Source organism: Planomicrobium stackebrandtii (genome assembly GCF_030814955.1).
Taxonomy (GTDB): Bacteria; Bacillota; Bacilli; order Bacillales_A; family Planococcaceae; genus Planococcus; species Planococcus stackebrandtii.
Genome location: NZ_JAUSWB010000010.1, coordinates 1 through 17621, shown reverse-complemented (window position 1 = coordinate 17621; position 17621 = coordinate 1). Strand labels below are relative to the sequence as shown.

18 protein-coding genes are annotated in these 17621 nt (G+C 44.7%); 14 read left to right on the top strand and 4 right to left on the bottom strand.

What is annotated here, in order from left to right; translation table 11 throughout:
- Positions 1 to 136 precede the first annotated feature (136 nt).
- The 9 genes from mutY (at position 137) to QOZ98_RS16920 (ending at position 10158) form a co-directional block, all read left to right on the top strand.
- Positions 137 to 1186, top strand: coding sequence for an A/G-specific adenine glycosylase (gene mutY, locus QOZ98_RS16960; RefSeq protein ID WP_308788490.1), 1050 nt, complete (start codon positions 137 to 139; stop codon positions 1184 to 1186).
- Between the two features lie 2 nt (positions 1187 to 1188).
- Positions 1189 to 1935 (top strand): enoyl-[acyl-carrier-protein] reductase FabL, encoded by a 747-nt coding sequence (gene fabL, locus QOZ98_RS16955; protein ID WP_142829798.1) that lies wholly within the window; start codon positions 1189 to 1191, stop codon positions 1933 to 1935.
- Between the two features lie 103 nt (positions 1936 to 2038).
- Positions 2039 to 2584 (top strand): nucleoside tri-diphosphate phosphatase, encoded by a 546-nt coding sequence (gene ntdP, locus QOZ98_RS16950; protein ID WP_142829796.1) that lies wholly within the window; start codon positions 2039 to 2041, stop codon positions 2582 to 2584.
- A gap of 59 nt (positions 2585 to 2643) precedes the next feature.
- Complete coding sequence (locus QOZ98_RS16945; RefSeq protein WP_308788489.1) at positions 2644 to 4389, top strand: ABC transporter ATP-binding protein; 1746 nt, start codon at positions 2644 to 2646, stop codon at positions 4387 to 4389.
- A 150-nt stretch (positions 4390 to 4539) separates the two neighbouring features.
- Positions 4540 to 5559, top strand: a complete 1020-nt coding sequence (locus tag QOZ98_RS16940) for an ABC transporter ATP-binding protein (protein ID WP_308788488.1) — start codon at positions 4540 to 4542, stop codon at positions 5557 to 5559.
- Positions 5534 to 6517, top strand: coding sequence for an ABC transporter ATP-binding protein (locus QOZ98_RS16935; RefSeq protein WP_308788487.1), 984 nt, complete (start codon positions 5534 to 5536; stop codon positions 6515 to 6517). Before QOZ98_RS16940 ends, QOZ98_RS16935 begins: the two co-directional genes overlap by 26 nt.
- Positions 6518 to 6546: 29 nt before the next feature.
- Complete coding sequence (locus QOZ98_RS16930; RefSeq protein ID WP_308788486.1) at positions 6547 to 8163, top strand: ABC transporter substrate-binding protein; 1617 nt, start codon at positions 6547 to 6549, stop codon at positions 8161 to 8163.
- Positions 8164 to 8248: 85 nt separating this feature from the next.
- The gene (locus tag QOZ98_RS16925) at positions 8249 to 9253 is read left to right on the top strand and encodes an ABC transporter permease (RefSeq protein WP_308788543.1); all 1005 of its coding nucleotides are present in this window, start codon (positions 8249 to 8251) and stop codon (positions 9251 to 9253) included.
- 53 nt (positions 9254 to 9306) lie between these two features.
- A complete protein-coding gene (locus QOZ98_RS16920) occupies positions 9307 to 10158 on the top strand; it encodes an ABC transporter permease (RefSeq protein WP_185960111.1) in 852 nt (283 codons plus the stop codon).
- 32 nt (positions 10159 to 10190) lie between these two features.
- Here QOZ98_RS16920 and QOZ98_RS16915 read toward each other — a convergent pair whose 3' ends face one another.
- Positions 10191 to 11276, bottom strand: a complete 1086-nt coding sequence (locus QOZ98_RS16915; RefSeq protein WP_308788485.1) for an FUSC family protein — start codon at positions 11274 to 11276, stop codon at positions 10191 to 10193.
- 40 nt (positions 11277 to 11316) lie between these two features.
- Positions 11317 to 12603, bottom strand: coding sequence for a glutamate-1-semialdehyde 2,1-aminomutase (locus QOZ98_RS16910; RefSeq protein WP_308788484.1), 1287 nt, complete (start codon positions 12601 to 12603; stop codon positions 11317 to 11319).
- 125 nt (positions 12604 to 12728) lie between these two features.
- Here QOZ98_RS16910 and bcp point away from each other — a divergent pair, with 125 nt between their 5' ends.
- The 4 genes from bcp to perR all read left to right on the top strand — a co-directional run bounded on the left by bcp (position 12729) and on the right by perR (position 15280).
- Positions 12729 to 13205, top strand: a complete 477-nt coding sequence (gene bcp / locus QOZ98_RS16905) for a thioredoxin-dependent thiol peroxidase (RefSeq protein ID WP_308788483.1) — start codon at positions 12729 to 12731, stop codon at positions 13203 to 13205.
- Positions 13206 to 13219: 14 nt separating this feature from the next.
- The gene (locus QOZ98_RS16900; protein WP_308788482.1) at positions 13220 to 14161 is read left to right on the top strand and encodes a D-2-hydroxyacid dehydrogenase; all 942 of its coding nucleotides are present in this window, start codon (positions 13220 to 13222) and stop codon (positions 14159 to 14161) included.
- Between the two features lie 2 nt (positions 14162 to 14163).
- Positions 14164 to 14715 (top strand): cob(I)yrinic acid a,c-diamide adenosyltransferase, encoded by a 552-nt coding sequence (locus tag QOZ98_RS16895; protein WP_308788481.1) that lies wholly within the window; start codon positions 14164 to 14166, stop codon positions 14713 to 14715.
- A gap of 121 nt (positions 14716 to 14836) precedes the next feature.
- On the top strand, positions 14837 to 15280 hold the full coding sequence (perR, locus tag QOZ98_RS16890) for a peroxide-responsive transcriptional repressor PerR (RefSeq protein WP_142829772.1): 444 nt from the start codon (positions 14837 to 14839) through the stop codon (positions 15278 to 15280).
- Positions 15281 to 15375: 95 nt separating this feature from the next.
- Here the strand turns inward: perR and QOZ98_RS16885 are convergent, their stop codons facing one another.
- On the bottom strand, positions 15376 to 15729 hold the full coding sequence (locus QOZ98_RS16885) for a YgzB family protein (protein ID WP_142829770.1): 354 nt from the start codon (positions 15727 to 15729) through the stop codon (positions 15376 to 15378).
- 263 nt (positions 15730 to 15992) lie between these two features.
- Between QOZ98_RS16885 and QOZ98_RS16880 the strand changes: the two genes are divergently transcribed.
- Entirely contained in the window at positions 15993 to 16859 is an 867-nt protein-coding gene (locus QOZ98_RS16880; protein ID WP_308788480.1) for a nucleotidyltransferase-like protein, read from the top strand.
- 571 nt (positions 16860 to 17430) lie between these two features.
- Here QOZ98_RS16880 and QOZ98_RS16875 read toward each other — a convergent pair.
- The coding region (locus QOZ98_RS16875) for a hypothetical protein (protein ID WP_308788479.1) at positions 17431 to 17621 on the bottom strand (191 nt) is incomplete at its 5' end.

Here is a 17621-nt window from a genome sequence, read left to right as displayed (position 1 = left end):
CTCTCTAAAGAAGTAATTTTTATGGGGAACTGAAAAGTTTTGATAAAATAAACTTAATTCCTCATTTACGTATATACCCGAAATGAGACCGAAATAATCAAGCTGAACGGAGGCAAACCTTATTAATATAGAAAAAATGCAATTTCAACATGACTTGATCAGCTGGTTTGCAGCAGAGAAAAGAGATTTGCCATGGAGACGTACGGCAGACCCTTACCAAATCTGGATCTCAGAAATTATGCTGCAGCAAACGCGGGTGGATACGGTTATTCCTTATTATAAACGCTTTATCGAAAAATTTCCCACTTTGAACGACCTGGCAGAAGCCGACGAACAAATCTTGCTGAAACAGTGGGAAGGGCTTGGATATTACTCTCGTGCCCGCAACCTTCAGGCGGGAGTCAAAGAAGTGGCTGAGAATTATGGCGGAATCGTTCCGGATAACCGGAAGGAAATTTCGTCTCTAAAAGGTGTCGGGCCATACACAGCCGGAGCTGTTCTGAGCATAGCTTACGGCGTTCCGGAGCATGCAGTGGACGGCAACGTCATGCGTGTGTTGTCGCGTATCCTACTTATCGAAGAAGACATTGCCAAGCCGAAAACACGGAAAATCTTTGAAGAGGCAGTTACTGAAATTATCAGCCATGAAGATCCTTCTTCATTTAATCAAGGACTCATGGAATTGGGAGCCTTGATCTGCACACCGACTTCACCAAAATGCCTGCTGTGTCCAGTGCGTGAACATTGTGCCGCATTTCACGAAGGCAGGCAGCACGACCTGCCGATCAAAACCAAAGCGAAAAAAACAAAGTCACTTCAGTATGCAATGATCGCTATTCGCAGCAACGACAAACTGCTGATGGAACAGCGTCCAGCAACCGGATTGCTAGCAAATATGTGGCAATTTCCAATGCTGGAAACAGCAGCAGACGTGCTGCCGCTCGAAATCGAAGAGCAGCTTTCGGAAAACTTGAAAGGCATTGTAGACAAAGCGGAAAAAATTACTTCTTTCAAACATGTCTTTTCTCATTTAACATGGAACGTGGATGGCTTTATCGCCGACAGTGAAAATATAGTCGCACCTGAACATATGAGATGGGTGACTGCGGAAGAAATGGATTTATTGCCGATCGCAGGACCGGTCCAAAAAATGAAAACAGCTTTACAGCAAAGAGGAGATGTTTAATGATGGCAGAACAAAAAGTAGCATTGGTGACAGGCAGCAGCAGAGGTCTCGGCAAGGCGATGGCAATCGCTCTTGCCGATCAGGGATACGATATCGTCGTCAATTACGCGCGCAGCAAAACCGCTGCACTTGATACAGTCAAGGAAATCGAAGCAAGAGGGCAAAGAGCGCTATTAGTCCGTGCTAACGTTGGAGATGTCGAGAAACTCCGCGGCATGTTTGAAACCATCAAAGAAGAGTTTGGACGCTTGGATGTTTTCGTATCCAATGCAGCTTCGGGCGTTTTGCGCCCAATCATGGAACTGGAAGAATCGCATTGGGACTGGACCATGAACATCAACGCGAAAGCGATGCTGTTTGGTGCCCAGGAAGCGGCAAAACTGATGGATAAAGGCGGCAAAATCGTCGGCATCAGCTCACTTGGCTCAATTCGTTATTTGGAAAATTATACGACGATAGGAGTTTCAAAAGCAGCGGTAGAGTCCATTACGCGCTATTTGGCTGTTGAACTGGCACCGCTTGGAATTGCCGTCAACACAGTGTCGGGTGGAGCGCTTGATACTGAAGCATTAAAACATTTTCCGAACCGTGAAGATTTATTGAATGATGCCCGTGTCAATACGCCTGCAGGGCGAATGGTTGAAATTGAAGATATGGTAAAAGCGGCGTTATTCCTGATTTCATCTGACTCGGACATGATTCGCGGCCAGACTATTATTGTGGACGGCGGACGTTCGGTCGTCATGTAATCCTTTGGTTCTTCCGCCTTATTGCTGTATGTTTTCAGAATTGATTGATATAATACTGAAATAGCAGATAAACAAAGGCTTAGACAAGAAGGTGGGATAGTACATGGCGATTCCTGCGGAGGGTGAAACAATCCAAATCCACAGTTATAAACACAACGGCCGAATCCACCGTGTCTGGCAGGAAACAACTGTACTGAAAGGTACAAATAATATTGTAATTGGTGCAAACGAACGGACGCTAGTGACAGAATCCGATGGCCGAACCTGGTTGACGCGCGAACCGTCAATCTGTTATTTTCACGCAGAGCATTGGTTCAACATCATTTGTATGCTCCGAGACGACGGTGTTTATTATTATTGCAATGTCAGTTCTCCATTCGTTTATAATAATGGCTCGTTGAAGTACATCGATTATGACTTGGATGTAAAAGTGTTTCCAGACATGTCTTACACGCTGTTGGATGAAGACGAATATGAAGACCATAAGCGGCAAATGGGTTATCCTGAAGTGATTGATCAAATTCTTCACCGAAATGTGGAAAAGCTGATCGGCTGGATCAAACAGCGCAGAGGGCCATTTGCCCAGGACTTTATCGAAGTATGGACGAACCGCTATGAATTTCATAGACTAAACCGGATTCGTGATTAAGATGAAAACCTGTTGCTTGCCAACAGGTTTTTCGTTTTGAATAGAATGGAGTGAAAGCTTTGAGCAGTATGAAACGCTATATGCAATTCGTCAAACCTTATTATTGGCAGATTGCACTGACGATTTTTATCGGGATATTCAAATTCGCTATTCCGCTTTTTATTCCGCTGCTGATCAAAATCGTCATTGATGATATTATCGGAGCGGATGCACTGTCGAATGCAGAAAAGCTGGAGCAGTTGTACTTATGGCTGGGAGGAACAGCCATCGTTTTTTTCCTGCTGCGTCCGCCCATTGAGTATTACCGCCAGTATTATGCACAATACGTCAGCAATAAAATTCTTTATGACATCCGCGGCTACCTTTACGGCCATTTGCAGCGCTTGAGTTTGCGTTATTACGCCAACACGCGGGCAGGGGAAATTATTTCTCGTGTCATTAATGACGTCGAGCAGACCAAAAATTTTGTCATGATCGGCCTGATGAACGTTTGGTTGGATCTCGCAACAATTCTGATTGCCATCATCATCATGCTGACAATGGACGTGTCGTTGACCATCGTTGCTTTGCTGGCATTTCCGTTCTACGCGTTCAGCGTCAAGTATTTCTTTGGCCGGCTTCGCGATTTGACCCGTGAACGTTCGCAGGCTTTGGCTAATGTCCAAAGTTATTTGCATGAGCGTGTGCAGGGCATGAGCATCATCAAAAGTTTTGCGCTTGAGAAGCATGAACAGAAAATTTTTAACGATACAAACGATCAATTTCTGGAAAAAGCAATCGACCATACGAAATGGAATGCCAAAGCATTCGCTGTCGTGAACACGATTACGGATGTCGCGCCACTGCTGGTTATCGGTTATGCGGGTTACCAAGTGATTCAGGGGAATCTGACGCTGGGTACGATGGTGGCTTTCATTGCTTACATTGAACGGCTTTATAATCCACTGCGCCGATTGGTCAATTCTTCAACGACGCTGGTGCAGTCACTTGCCTCTATGGACCGGGTTTTTGAGTTGATCGATGAAGATTACGATGTGACGGATAAAGAAAAAGCGCGTGACTTGAAAGTAGTCGACGGCAAACTGGAATTCCGCAACGTTTCTTTCCATTACAATGATGGCGGTTCGGAAGTGCTGACTGATTTAAACTTTACGGTGAAACCCGGAGAGACGGTTGCTTTTGTCGGAATGAGCGGTGGCGGGAAATCGACCATCGTCTCCTTGATCCCACGATTTTACGATGTAACAAGCGGCGGCATCTATATGGATGACCACGACCTGCGGGATGTGACGACCCATACGTTGCGCGACCAGATCGGTTTGGTTTTGCAGGACTCCATTCTCTTCAGCGACTCTGTAAAAGCCAATATCCTGATGGGGAAACCAGGGGCTACTGATGAAGAAGTAATTGCGGCAGCCAAAGCGGCTAATGCTGACGAATTCATTTCACAGCTGCCTGAAGGCTATGACACGAAAGTTGGAGAGCGCGGCGTGAAATTATCCGGTGGACAAAAACAACGCGTCGCAATTGCGCGCGTGTTCTTGAAAAATCCTCCGATTCTGATTTTGGATGAAGCTACATCCGCTCTGGATCTTGAAAGTGAAGCATTGATTCAGGATTCGTTGGAGCGTTTGGCACATGACCGGACGACACTTATTGTCGCGCACCGTCTTTCTACCATCACTCACGCAGACCAAATACTTGTGATCGACCACGGCAAACTTGCCGAGAGTGGGACACATAACGAATTGATGAAACGGCAGGGCGTTTATTCAAGCCTGTTTCAAGTTCAGCATTTTGATTGAGCATCGAAAGCCTCCAATATTTTGGGGGCTTTTTTCTATGCATCGAGCTTCCAACAAATACAAATAAGATATTGCATTAATAATAATATTACGTATAATTAAAAGAAGGAGAATAATCTGAATCATTTTTTGTGCAAAAGGGGGAGCATCATGAATGAACGTAAAACCATCTTAGACGTTAAAGGTTTGAAAACATCCTTTTTCACAGATGATGGAGAGATACCAGCAGTAGATAATGTAGATTTTCACATACGGGAAGGCGAAGTGCTCGGTATTGTCGGAGAATCCGGATGCGGAAAAAGCGTAACTTCACTGTCGATAATGGGGTTGGTTCCAAGTCCTCCAGGAAAAATCACAGGAGGCGAAATTTTATTTCAGGATAAAGATTTAACCAAACTACCTGAGAAAAAAATGAGGGAAATCCGGGGCAATGATATTGCGATGATTTTCCAGGAGCCAATGACTTCGTTAAATCCATTGTTTACGATTGGCGATCAGCTTCGCGAAGCTATCAAAATCCATAAGAAGGATTGGTCAAAAAAACAGATTCAGGAACGCGGCATTGAAATGATGAAATTGGTGGGCTTGCCCCGGCCGGAAGGGTTGATGAAGGAATATCCGCATCAGCTGTCAGGCGGTATGCGCCAGCGCGTCATGATTGCAATGGCGTTATTGTGCGACCCGAAAGTATTGATTGCGGATGAACCGACGACAGCATTGGATGTAACCATTCAGGCGCAGATTTTGAAATTGATCAAAAATCTGAATGAACGTTTGAATACTGCAGTTTTGTTGATTACCCACGATTTAGGAGTTGTCGCTGAAACCTGTGAACGGGTTGTTGTCATGTATGCGGGCAAAGTGGTTGAAGAAGGGCCGGTCCGTACCATATTTAACGATCCGCAGCACCCTTATACAAGAGGCTTGCTGGAATCGGTTCCGGATATGCGCTTTAAAAAAGAGCGTCTGTATTCGATCCCAGGAAATGTTCCAAAGCCAGGAACAATCAAGACAGGCTGTAAATTTGCAGCGCGCTGTGAATTTGCTTTTGACCGCTGCATAGGAGAAACACCGGAACTGTACCAAACAGCGGAAAATCATCAAACCCGCTGTTTCCTATTCGACCCGAAGGAGGTACAGTCTCATGACAGAACCGTTGTTAAAAGTTGAAGGACTGAAAAAGTATTTTCCGATTAAGTCCGGCATTTTAGGCAGGGTAAACAACCATGTCAAAGCAGTGGATGATGTGTCCTTCACCGTTCAAGAAGGCGAGACTTTGGGAATTGTCGGCGAATCGGGATGTGGAAAGTCGACAACCGGACGCATGCTGATGCGCCTTTTGGAACCGACCGAAGGCACCGTCACTTTCGATGGCCAGGAATTGACCAGCTTGTCAAATCACGATATGCGCAAAGCGCGGCGAGATATTCAGATGGTTTTCCAGGATCCCTACGCGTCATTGAACCCGCGCCATACAATTGAAAAAATCCTGATGGAGCCGCTCAATGTCCATAATATAGGCGATCCGAAAGAACGTAAAAAGAAAGTCCACGAGTTTTTGGAAATAGTCGGCTTGAGCAGCTATCATGCCAAACGCTATCCGCATCAGTTTAGCGGCGGGCAGCGTCAGCGGATCGGCATTGCACGCGCCTTGATGACGAATCCAAAACTGATAATTGCCGATGAACCTGTATCAGCCCTTGATGTATCAATTCAGGCACAAGTTTTGAACTTGATGCAGGATCTGCAAAAAGAGTTGAAGCTGACTTATATTTTCATTGCCCACGATTTAGGAGTGGTTCGCCATATCAGCGACCGCGTAGGGGTCATGTATCTCGGGCAAATGGCGGAGCTTGCCAATACGGAAGACTTGTATGAAAAACCACTGCACCCGTATACACAAGCCTTATTGGCTGCTGTACCGGTACCAGACCCGGAATTCGTGCGGGAAGAAGTCGTAATTACCGGGGATGTTCCAAGCCCGGCAAATCCACCGAGCGGCTGCAGATTCCATACGCGCTGCCCGTTTAAAATGGATGTTTGTTCGCAAGCAGTGCCAATTTTTGCAGAAGTTGAAAAAGGTCATTCTGTTGCTTGCCATCTTTACGAAGAGTGCAGGCCGCAATGATAATAAATAGAAAAAATGGAGGGGTTAATTTGGGAAAGAAAAAGTTCTTATCGTGGGCATTTCTGGTGCTCTTATTAGTATCGACAGCTCTTTATGGCTGTAGTTCTGATGATGCATCAGAAAACGGCGAAAGTGGCAGTGAAGAGGAATCTGCTGAAGAGAAAACATTGATCTTTGGACGTGGAGGCGACTCGGTTTCTCTAGATCCGATTACAGTAACAGACGGTGAATCTTTTAAAGTTACAAAAAACATTTTCGATACACTTGTGAACTTTGGTGAACAGGATACAGAAATTGAACCCGCATTAGCTTCTGAATGGACAGCTTCTGAAGATGGCTTGACGTATACTTTTACATTGGAAGAAGGCATTAAGTTCCATGACGATACTGATTTCAACGCAGAGGCAGTAGTAAAGAACTTTGAACGTTGGGCAGCCGGTGATGGGGAACAATACCCTTACTACGGTTCGATGTTTGGTGGATATGGCGATGACGAAGGACATGTCATCGAATCTGTTGAAGCGACAGGCGACTACGAAGTGGTCTTCACGCTAAAACGCCCACAGGCACCATTCCTTAAAAACCTGGCAATGAGCCCATTCGCCATCGCATCACCAACTGCCTTTGAAGCAGCAGGCGATACGTTCGGCGATAATCCAGTTGGAACAGGTCCATTTGAGTTTGTTGAATGGAAACGCAATGACACCATCACAATTGCAAAATTTGATGATTATTGGGTAGATGGCGAGCCGAAATTGGATCAAGTGGTCTTCCGCGCGATTCCAGATAACTCCGCTCGTTTGAACGCTTTACTATCAGGAGAAATTGATTTGGCAGACGGTATCACACCTTCTGATGGCGCGACAATCGAAGCAGACGAAAATCTTCAATTGTTTGAACGTCCATCTATGAACGTCGGCTACCTTGGCATGACGGTAACACGTGAACCTTTTGATGATCCATTAGTACGTCAGGCGTTTAACCATGCGATCGATAAGCAGGCTCTTGTAGATGCATTTTACGAAGGCCGTGCCGAAGTAGCGAAAAACCCGATTCCTCCGGTAATCAGTGGATATAACGACAGCATTGAAGGTTATGAGTTCGATCCTGAACGTGCAAAAGAATTATTGGCAGAAGCAGGTCTTCCTGACGGCTTTGAAATGGAACTTTATGCAATGCCAGTTCCACGTCCGTATATGCCTGATGGCCAAAAAGTGGCAGAAGCCATTCAAAAGAACTTGGCTGATGTTGGCGTAACTGCTGAAATTGTGTCATTTGAGTGGGCGACTTACCTTGAAAAAGCTGCAAACGGAGAAGCTGATGCATTCCTATTGGGATGGACTGGCGATAACGGCGATGCAGATAACTTCCTTTACGCGTTGCTTGACCAAGACAATGTTGGTACAAACAACTACACGTATTACGAAAACCAAGAACTGCATGATGTCTTAATCCAGGCGCAATCAGAAGTAGACGAAGACCTGAGAAATGAATTGTATATGCAAGCTCAGGAAATCATCCATGAAGATGCTCCATGGGTACCGCTTGCGCATTCTACCCCGCTGCTTGCTGGTGGTAGTAACGTAATCAATTTCAAAGCACATCCAACAGGTTCTGACAAATTGGCTTCAGTAGATTTAGAGTAGGCAATACTCAGGGAGGAAGTCGGATGATTTCCTCCCTTTTTTTCTTCCTGTTATACATATTGCAAGAGATGGAGAGGTGAAGAAGATGCTTCACTATATCGGCAGGCGGCTTCTACAGTTAATCCCGGTTTTACTCGGCATGACATTTATCGTATTTATGATCATCCGCGCAATTCCTGGTGATCCTGCACAAGTCATCCTTGGCCAGCAAGCATCCGAAGAAGCGATAAAAGCATTGCGAACAAATTTGGGATTGGATAATCCTTGGTATATCCAGTACTTTGATTATTTAAAAGGGCTGGTGACAGGCGATCTGGGAGAGTCACTTCGTACACGAACTCCAGTGGTAGATGAAGTATGGCCTTATTTGGCTGCAACAATCGAGCTTTCTTTATTCGCTATTATTATTGCAGTCGTTATCGGAATCAATGCAGGCATCATTTCAGCCTGGTTCCAGAATTCATGGTTCGATTATACGGCAATGATCATTGCGTTGATTGGCGTCTCTATGCCAATCTTCTGGTTGGGATTAATGAACCAATGGATTTTTTCTATTGAAATGGGAATTCTCCCGACCACTGGCCGTGAAAATGTTCGCGATCCCGTGGATGTCATCACGAATTTCTATGTGATTGATACTTTGATTGCAGGAGATTTTGATCAATTAGCTACTGTTTTGAAACACCTTGTATTGCCGGGGACAGCTTTAGCAACGATACCGATGGCAATTATTGCTAGAATGACGCGCTCAAGCATGCTTGAAGTAATGCGTTCAGATTATGTCCGTACAGCCCGTTCAAAAGGCTTGTCAATGTTCTGGGTAGTTTATAAACATGCACTTAAGAACGCCATTATCCCTGTGTTGACAATTATCGGGCTTCAGATGGGACTGCTGCTTGGCGGTGCCATTTTGACAGAAACCATTTTCGGATGGCCAGGAATCGGGCGTTATATCTATGAAGCGATAGGTTTCCGTGATTATCCAGTTATTCAGTCCGGAATTCTGATAGTCGCGTTTATCTTTGTTATGATCAACCTGTTTGTCGATCTGCTGTATGGCTTGGTCGACCCACGCATCAAATATGATTAGGAAGGAGGAGACGTACCTTGGCTGAAACAGCAATCAAACAAGACAAAGCGGAAATGCAGAAAGTCGCTGGCCCCTGGAAAGAGGCGTGGCGCGGTTTCCGCAAAAGCAAAGTAGCGGTTGTCGGAATGGGAATCGTCATATTCTTTATCCTGTTGGCGATTTTCGGTCCGCTATTTACGCCGCAAGGCATCAATGAACAAAACCTGTCTCAACGGCTTATGCCTCCTTCTTCCACAAATTGGATGGGGACAGATGATTTTGGCCGGGATATCTTATCCCGCGTAGTATATGGCGCCAGAATTTCGTTATGGGTCGGATTTTTAGCCGTAATCGGATCGGTCGTAGTGGGAAGTATTTTAGGGATTTTAGCAGGTTATTACGGGCGCTGGGTAGATACAATCATTTCCCGCATCTTTGATATCATGCTGGCATTTCCAAGTATTTTGTTGGCGATTGCGGTTGTATCGGTTCTTGGACCTTCGCTTCGCAACGCATTAATTGCTATTGCAATCATTAACGTGCCGAACTTCGGCCGTTTGATCCGTTCAAAAGTATTGAGCATTAAAGAAGACGAATACATCATGTCGGCAAAAGCAATCGGCATGAAAGACAATCGGATCCTGGTGTCGCATATCCTGCCGAACTCCATGGCACCAGTGATTGTCCAAGGGACACTTGCCATTGCGACCGCTATTATCGAAGCGGCTGCACTGGGATTCCTTGGACTAGGCGCACAAGCTCCGTCACCGGAATGGGGCAAGATGCTGGCAGATTCGCGTTCGTATTTGACCAATGCCCCCTGGACCATGATTTTTCCTGGGGTTGCCATCATGTTGACGGTTCTTGGCTTTAACTTGATGGGTGACGGCTTGCGAGACGCTTTAGATCCGCGAATGAAATCATAAAAAACGTGTGGGGCAATCGCCCCACACGTTTTTTATATGGAATTCTCTAAATCGCTGTCAACTTCTTCTGCATGGTAATTCAAGTAAGCAATGATCAGCAAGTCTAAATGTTCCAGTTGTTCTTCGTAATCCAATATCGCCGATAACACATGCATTAAATGATAGACCGAAAACTCATCATCATTTTCCTCATGCGCTAAATTGATTTCTTTTACAAAAATTGTCATTACCTCGTTGCGTTTCATAATGGCATCTGCCCCCGAACCTTCACTGTGGTCCGGCCGCAGTTTGCCAACGTATTTCATATAAAGCTGCTCATGATAGCTGGCTAAACTTTCCAGTCGTTCTTGGACCATCATATGAAAGTGGTCAGGAAGCTCCATCAATTCATTTTCAAATCGATTCAGGCGCCTCAGAACCTCTAGGCTTTTCTTTGAAGTAGCAATCATTTGGCGGTAAAGCACCAGTTTGCGTGCTTTTGCATATTGTTGCTTCTTGGTGTAGCTGCGCTCTTCCTTATAAAACAAATACCATTGGTCGACTTTCAACAACTTCTCCGTCAGTTTATCGATGTCTTCTTTAACCGATGCATGATCGGATGCATGGCGAATGGAAACACGGATCCAGCGAATCACTTCTTCGCTGACTTCATGAATTGACGTAAAAAGCCGAGTTTCGTATTTCGGCGGGAGAAAGATCATATTGACGACAAAAGCCGATAAAATACCAAGCATGACGGTGCCAATTCTCAGTGAAGCAAATGTCAGGAAGTTGGCGGAATGGGAATCCATGATGATGATGATGGTTACCAAAGTCAAAGGAACGGTATTTTCCAACTTCAGCTTGAGCATAAGCGCTATGGCTAAAATCGCGGCTGCACCAATTGTTAAATAATTGCTGCCGAGCGTCAATACGAAAATAATCGCAATGGCTGCACCAATCAAGTTGCCGTAAATTTGATCAAGCAAAGTCAGGTAAGAGCGATAAATAGAGGGCTGGATAGCAAAAATAGCTGCTACACCCGCAAATACAGGAGAAGGCAATTCCAATAAGTTAGCCAGAAACAGGGCCAAAGAAATGGCCACGCCTGTTTTTAAAATACGTGCACCTAATCTCATTGACTCAAGGACTCCTTCCGGTAAATCTAAGTTTTACTAATTATAACTGTTTAAACGCTTCACGGACGGCTTGGATGGAAACTTCTACATCTTCTTCGGTATGTTCGGTTGTTAAAAACCATGCTTCGTACTTGGAAGGAGCCAGATTGATTCCCTGTTCCAGCATCAGCTTAAAGAAACGGCCAAAGGTTTCTCCGTCAGTTGCTTCAGCTTGTTCATAGTTTTCAACTTTTACGTCAGTAAAGTAGATGGTCAGCGCGCCTTTCAGGCGATTTAAGGTAATGGTCACATCAAATTCCTCGGCAGCGGCCAAGATGCCTTTTTCAAGCTGTGCCCCGAGTTTGTCCATTTTCTCGTAGACCCCTTTTTCACGGAGTACTTCCAAACAGGCGATGCCGGCTTGGATAGAGGCAGGGTTTCCTGCCATTGTGCCAGCTTGGTATGCAGGTCCTAAAGGTGCTACAGTTTCCATGATTTCTTTTTTGCCGCCGTAAGCGCCAATCGGCAGACCGCCGCCAATGATTTTTCCGAGTGCTGTCAGGTCAGGCACTAAGCCGAGCATGTCCTGAGCACCGCCGTAATGGAAGCGGAAAGCCGTGATGACTTCATCATAAACAATCAACGCTCCTTTTTCATGAGCGATGCGATGAACTTCTTCGAGGTAGCCGGGTTTTGGTTCAACAATTCCAAAGTTGCCGACAATCGGTTCGACCAACAGGCAAGCGATTTCCTCGCCCCATCGATCCATTGCTTCCGAGAATGCCTGTGGGTCATTGAATGGGATCGTAATCACTTCTTCTGCGATTGACTTTGGTACGCCTGCTGAATCTGGTGTTCCTAGGGTCGCAGGACCGGAACCGGCAGCGACAAGGACCAAATCGGAATGGCCGTGGTAGCAGCCGGCAAACTTCATGATTTTTGTCCGTCCAGTATAGGCGCGAGCCACCCGGATCGTCGTCATGACCGCTTCTGTTCCGCTATTGACGAAACGCACACGGTCCATGTTCGGCATGGCATCTTTCAACATCTTGGCGAAAGTAATTTCATGGCGTGTCGGAGTGCCGTACAGCAGCCCTGTTTCCGCTGCATGCGTAATTGCCTGTGTAATATGAGGATGCGCATGCCCGGTAATGATGGGGCCATAAGCTGCCAGATAGTCTATGTATTTGTTGCCATCGACGTCCCAAAAATAAGCGCCTTTTCCGCGTTCCATAGCAATGGGGGAGCCTCCGCCTACCGCTTTAAAAGATCTGGATGGGCTGTTGACGCCGCCTACGATATGTTCTAATGCTTCCTTATGGAGCGTCTCTGATGTTGTATGATTCATTGGGTAGAATGCCTCCTATAGATTAATCTATTCCTTATTGTAGACAATGTCGTTCAGAAACGCCAAAGAAATTGAAACTGGAGTCACGGTTCGGTACGATAGAGAGAAGAAAAGGAGTGATGGAGATGACTGCATTGGAAGGTACACACGCACCGGAATTTTCATTAAAGAACGAAGTAGGAGAAACGGTTTCACTAAAAGATTTTTCCGGCAGCAAATACGTGGTTCTTTATTTCTATCCAAAAGATATGACACCTGGCTGTACGACGCAGGCTTGTGATTTCCGGGATGCCCAGGCTGATTTTTCAGCGCTTAATGCAGTGATTCTTGGCGTCAGCGCCGATTCAGAAGATCAGCACAATAAATTCATTGAAAAGCACGGCTTGCCGTTCTCGCTGTTGGTGGACGAAGACCATCAAGTTTCGGAAGATTATGGTGTATGGGTTGAGAAGAATATGTACGGCAAAAAATTCATGGGCATTGAACGTGCGACATACTTGATCGATCCAACAGGAACGGTGGTAAAAGAGTGGCGCAAAGTTAAAGTTCCGAACCACATCCAGGATGTGCTGGAAACATTGAAGACCATCAGCAATCAATAAGAAAGGGGACAATTATGGAAATTCTGTTTACATTCATTCCGAAAGAAGATCAGCAGCAGAGGCTGGAAGCCGAATTTCCACAAGTCGATTTCCATTTCCTCTACAAAGACAAAACGCGTTTGGCGTCTGCCGACATTATTGTCACATACGGGGAAGACTTGACAGCGGAAGACATTGCGGCCGCTGAAAAAGTGCAGTGGATCATGGTGGCCAGTGCCGGCATTGAAAAGCTGCCTCATCAAGCCATCGCAGAACGGGAAATTACCGTATCCAATGTGAAAGGCATCCATAAAATTCCGATGGCTGAATCTGTCTTGGCTCATTTATTATCTTTAAAACGCTCGCTGCCGGCTATTTATGAAAATCAGCGCAGCCGGGATTGGAACAGAAAAATCCGTTCTTCAGAATTGCATGGCTCTACAGCGATCATTCTGGGGCCAGGGGCCATAGGTTCAGAAATCGGGCGTCTGCTGCAGGCGTTCGGGGTCCGTACCATCGGCTGCAACCGTTCCGGAAAGCAAGCTTTGCACATGGACGAAATGGTTTCGTTTGAACACATTTTGGAAAAGCTTCCGCAAGCGGACTATGTTCTGTCAATTTTGCCGAGCACCCATGAGACGAAACAGCTGTTAACAAGCACCCATTTCAAAGCGATGAAAAACACCGCTATTTTTATGAACTTCGGAAGAGGCGACCTGGTTTCAGATGCGGTTCTTCTTGAAGCGCTGCAAAGTGAAGAAATTGCCTATGCGGTTCTGGATGTATTCGAACTGGAGCCGCTGCCAACAGAGCACCCTTATTGGACAATGGACAACGTTGTAGTGTCACCCCATGTCTCCAGCCACTCCGGCAAGTATGTGGAACGTGCACTGGATATCTTTATTCCAAACCTTAAAAAATGGCTCGCCGACCAAACGATTCCGGCAAATTTGGTCAATATGGAAAAGGGGTATTGAGCATGAAGATTTATACGAAAACAGGCGATAAAGGCACCACTTCTTTGGTTTACGGCACAAGGGTCGCAAAAAACGATGCAGTAGTTGAAGCATACGGAACGTGTGACGAAGCGAATTCACTGATCGGCCTGGCAATTGGGCACATGAATGTCGAATTTTTTGAAGAAAAAGAAGCGCTTTGCGAAGTTTTTCACGAAATCCAGACGATTTTATTCCATGTAGGAGCCGAATTGGCTACGCCGAAAGGAAAAGAAGTAAAATGGAAATTGGAAGAACAGGATGTTTTTAAGCTGGAGCAATGGATCGATCAGTATGATGCTGAAGTTCCGCCTCTCAGCAACTTCATCTTGCCAGGGGGACATCCGTCCGGAGCTGCTATTCATGTGGCGCGGACTGTTGTCAGAAGAGCTGAACGTACAGTTTTGTCGATTGGTCCCGATATTTCTCCGAATGTCTTAGCCTACTTAAATCGTTTGTCCGACTTTTTGTTCGTCGCAGCGCGTCTGGTCAATCAGCGTCTTGGACGGAAAGAAAAAGGGCTGCACGAAAAATAAAGAGGATCACACGTGGCAAACGGCGGCACTATAGTGATTTCTTGACATCCACCACTCTCATTAGGTACACTGTTTATAACAATTACAATGTAAGAATATCTATGAAGTGAGGTGCACGGCGATGTCTGAATTAAAATTAAAAGACGCGCTTGATGCTTTGAAGTCTACAGGTGTAAGAATCACACCCCAACGCCACGCGATTTTGGAGTATATGATTCATTCAACAACGCACCCAACAGCGGATGACATTTATCGCGCGCTTGAAAAAACGTTTCCTAATATGAGTGTTGCAACTGTTTATAATAATTTACGCGTGTTTAGAAAAGCGGGGCTGGTAAAAGAATTGACTTACGGAGATTCTTCAAGCCGTTTCGATTTTGTCACACATGATCATTATCATATTATCTGCAACGATTGCGGAAAAATAGTTGATTTTCATTATCCGGGACTGGACGAAGTAGAACATTTAGCTTCCCATGTCACGGGCTTTCAAGTGGATTATCACCGTCTTGAAATTTACGGGACATGCCAGGGATGCTTAGGCAAAACGGCAAAGGCCCAATAGTTTTTATTTAAAGAAGCTTGCCGCAAAATAGCGGTAAGCTTCTTTTTTGCGGATATGAAAAAACATCCAGCGAATTTCAGATTCGCTGGATGTTTTTATTGTTGTGAGCTTTTCTTGTTATAGTCTTGGTTAAACTCTTTTCCTTCAAGAGAACGGTCCATCGTTAAAGGCTCATTGCAATGCATGCAAATATCTACACGGCCCAGCATTTTTGTATGTCTTCCACAATTGGGACATTCCACCGGTACAGTTTTCATAGACAGCAAACCGATCCAGCCATAGACAGCTGTACTTCCGATAATCGCAACAACACCCAGCAGCATGAAAATCACCATAACAATAGGATGATTTCTGAAATAAATGCCGACGTACATGATGACGATTCCGATGAAAATAAGCGCTAATGCAAACGTCCGAATGCGATTGATTTTATTTTTATAAGGTTTCATGGTTTATTTCCTCCTTGCATCCATCATACTATATCATAAATGACCTTAAAAAGTGATATCGGTTTTCAAATGAAGGAATCAGCAATAAATATGTCGAAATAAAGAAAAGCAGAGGCCACTATGTTCGGCTTCAATGTCTGAGAAACAGAGAACGGGGAAACCCCGCAGACCATAGGGAAAGTGAAAACACACTGCAGTTCATTACCATCCACGCTATACACTGTATGGCGGAATGCGATGGAGACAGCAAGGAGTGAAAATTGATGGAACAAATCCTACGACCTATTTACCAGGAACGCGCCAGCCAGGAAAGTACGCTAGGGGTGATTTTGGTGGAAAAAAGAGAAAAAGTCAGCCAGATTACGGATACCTTTGATTCGGTTCTGCTGATTATCACCAAGGAAAACGAAACGCCGGTGTTCACTAAGCATTATACGTATTTAGATAAAAAGGCTGCGATGCATATCGTTACTGAAAAACAACTACATAAATGGCTGCTGCTCGGAACAAACCGGAAAATTGTTGACTGGCTTTTTTACGGCCGTGTCATTTACGATCGCAATGAATTCATGGAAAAGTTGAAAACAGAGCTGAAAGATTATCCCTTCTACGGCCGTAAAATCAAAATGGGCATGGAGTTTGCCAAACTGATCCGCCGCTATATGGAAGGAAAAGTATTTTTTGAAGAAAAAAACTACATGGATGCCTATCACCATATGGTAGAGTCGCTGCATCATCTGGCGCGATTGGCAGTACTTGAAAACGGATTGCCGCCAGAAGTGACGGTCTGGTCTCAGGTCAAACAGATGGAACCCGCCATCTACAAACTATACGAAGAATTGATATCGAGCGATGAGCCGATTGACAAGCGGCTCGAGCTGCTGTTTCTGGCAAGCGAGTTTTATATTCATTCGCGAACGCAGGACGGGGCTCTTCATATAAGGGAAGTCATGGAGAAACAAAGCAGCTGGACAATCCAAGAATTGCATGAACAGGAAGAATTAAAAAATTATTCGTCCAACCTTGAAGTTTTTATTGAATACCTTATAGAGAAAGATCTGATTTTTATAAACGGTGTTACCACTAAAAGCGAAGGGATCTTTCATCGCTATTATTACGTGAAGAACTGAAAAGAGGGTAGTGGTGGATAAGAACTTTTTTGAAGGAAAGATGTAGATTATCCTTTCCTTCAAAATGGTAAGCAAATGTTTTATTTTTAACTAGTAAGTTGAACTAATAATCTTTAATTGGTGTCATCGCTTTTCTGCTCTCATGTTCAAAAGTGACCGTGAAAAATATTAGCTTATAATTTTTGTGCACCTATCTTAGCGCTGGGCTATCCACTGGCATATCGAGTGATTCCCAAAGCTGCATTTGAATTATTATTCTTGAGTTCAGTTTATACAGATGGATAAAACAAAATTGGAAAAGCGAAGAGAACATTCACCCCTCTGACGCTGATGAGTAGATGATTAAGGTGTTCAAAGCTTAAGTATAATATGAAGAAGAAAAAAGAAGCTGCTGTTAAAATCCGTTCATCCGGCTTTTAACAGCAGCTTCTTTTTTCGTAGTGGAAATGATTTTAGGGGCAAAGGAATAATGATTTATTAATATGTTTACTAGTGTAATAAAGATTCTTAAACTTTTTTCGCTTTAATCATTGACATTCTTTGAGGAAATATATTATGATAATACACGTCGCTAAGAGAAATTAAGTTTTTCGCAATAATAAAAAGGCTTGACTCTTTCACTAAACGGTGATAACTTAGAGAAGTTGCTTTTACAGGACGGACGTACTGAACCTTGAAAACTGAACAGCAAAACGTCAACAAACACGCAACGGCCGCGCAAAACGGCCCGCGCAACTTTACTGATCAGCGTAGGCAGATCAC